The sequence below is a fragment of the Micromonospora sp. NPDC049799 genome, from assembly GCF_040656655.1.
Classification (GTDB): Bacteria; Actinomycetota; Actinomycetes; order Mycobacteriales; family Micromonosporaceae; genus Micromonospora.
The window spans coordinates 1-2000 of record NZ_JBFAMU010000718.1 but is presented as its reverse complement, the minus strand read 5'-3'; the positions used below and the strand labels follow the sequence as shown (position 1 = coordinate 2000).

Here is a 2000-nt window from a genome sequence, read left to right as displayed (position 1 = left end):
CCGGGCGAGCACCAGCTCGCCGAGGGCCGTGGGTCCTGCTGCCGGCGATGAAGGGCCTCCAGGACGAGGCGGCCCGGCTGGCCGGCGCCGGGGACACCCGCCGGCGGTACCGGTTCGGCGGGGTCAACAGCCCGATCCTGGGCCGGCTGGTGCACCGGCTGGCCGCCGAGCAGCCGCAGGCCCAGATCACCACGTACGCCTCGTGGTCGGTCGACGAGCTGGCCCAGTTGGTCTCGGGTGGTCGCCTGGACTTCGCGCTCACCGGCGTCTGCGGCGACTCGTCCCCGTCGGTGGAGTTCGGGCTGATCTGGCGGGAGGTGTCGATCGACCCGGTGCACGTGCTGCTGCGGGAGACGCATCCGCTCGCCGACCGGGACGAGATCGCCCTGGCGCAGCTCCGTCACGAGCAGTGGGTGGCGGCGCCGGGCGACGGCTGTTTCGGCGACTGCTTCGCCGCCGCGTGCGCCCGCGCCGGCTTCACACCCCGCAAGGTGTACGAGGCCGACGTCCGCGGCTGCCTGGACCTCGTGGACGCCGGCGAGGGGATCGCGCTGTGCCAGGCCACCTTCCGGCCGGTCGCCGGCCTGGTGACCCGGCGGCTGGCCGGGATCCCGCTGCGCTGGCGGCTGATGCTCGGCTGGCACCCGGACTCCCCGGCCGCCGGGATCGCCGAGCTGGTGCTGGAGTCGGCGCTGGCCGCGTACACCGACTCGCTGGCGGCGCACCCGGCGTACCTGGCCTGGTTGCTGCGCAACCCGGGCTTCGGGGTACGGCAGCCGTCGGGCGTCTGAATCCGCTTCTCCCACCCCTGGTCGCCCTCGCGGTCAGGCACGAACCATCCTCTCTGGACATTGATCGCCTTTCGCCACGCCCACCCAATACTTTCGGCTGGAACAGCCAAAAGTAACGACGGAAAAATCTGAACTTTGCTTTACACGACGATGAAGCATGCCTAATCTTCGATTTCACGGTCGTCGATCGTCGCGAGGTGACGCGGATGGCGGATGAGATCGAATCGCGGGACCAGGTCCTGCTCGGCATGTACGGCATCGACAAGAGCTTCCTCGGCGTACCGGTCCTGCACGACGTGCAGCTGGAGTGCCGTCGGGGTGAGATCCACGCGGTGATGGGCGAGAACGGCGCGGGCAAGTCCACGTTGATGAAGATCCTCGTCGGCGTGTACCAACCGGACGCCGGGCGGATCGAGCTCGACGGGGCGCCGGTGCGCTTCCACCACCCCCGGCAGGCCCTGGCCGCCGGGGTGAGCATCGTCCACCAGGAACTCAACCTGCTCCCGGAGCGGACGGTCGCGGAGAACATCTTCCTCGGCCGCGAGCCCCGTCGCCGCGTCGGCGTCGACCGTACGGCGATGGAGCGGGACGCCTCCCGGCTGCTGGCCGCGTTGCACGCCGACGACGTGATCTCACCGCGCGCCCTGGTCGGGCGGCTGCCGGTGGCGCAGCAGCAACTGGTGGAGATCGCCAAGGCGCTGTCCTTCCGGCCCCGGGTGCTGGTCCTGGACGAACCCACCGCGGCCCTCTCGCCGCACGAGGTGGACGCCCTCTTCGACCGGATCCGCCGGCTGCGTGCCGACGGCCTGACGGTCCTGTACATCTCGCACCGGTTGAAGGAGATCTTCGACCTCACCGACCGGATCACCGTGCTCAAGGACGGTCGGCGGGTCGACACGGTCCGCACCGCCGAGGTGGACACCCGCCGGCTCGTGCACCTCATGGTGGGCCGCGAACTCGACCACTACTACCCGCCCCGGGCGACACCGGAGCGGCTCGGTGAGGTGCGGCTGTCCGTGCGCGGCGCCGGCGCCGGGCTGCTGCACGACGTCGACCTCGACCTGCGCTCCGGTGAGATCGTCGGACTGGCCGGCCTGGCCGGGTCGGGCCGCATGTACCGACCTCAGCGGTGACCCGACGTTCCGCGAGGTCGTCCGCGCGGTGCACGAGACCGTCCTGGAGGCACACGACCACCAGACGGTGCCTTTC

Annotated in this window: 2 protein-coding genes; both read left to right on the top strand. The window is 71.0% G+C overall.

Going from position 1 to position 2000, the window contains the following annotated elements:
- Positions 1-791, top strand: a 791-nt coding sequence (locus tag AB0I76_RS28690) for a LysR family substrate-binding domain-containing protein (RefSeq protein ID WP_357041904.1), incomplete at its 5' end; no start/stop codon positions are given.
- Between the two features lie 206 nt (positions 792-997).
- Complete coding sequence (locus AB0I76_RS28685; protein ID WP_357041901.1) at positions 998-1924, top strand: sugar ABC transporter ATP-binding protein; 927 nt, start codon at positions 998-1000, stop codon at positions 1922-1924.
- The last annotated feature ends 76 nt before the right edge of the window (positions 1925-2000 follow it).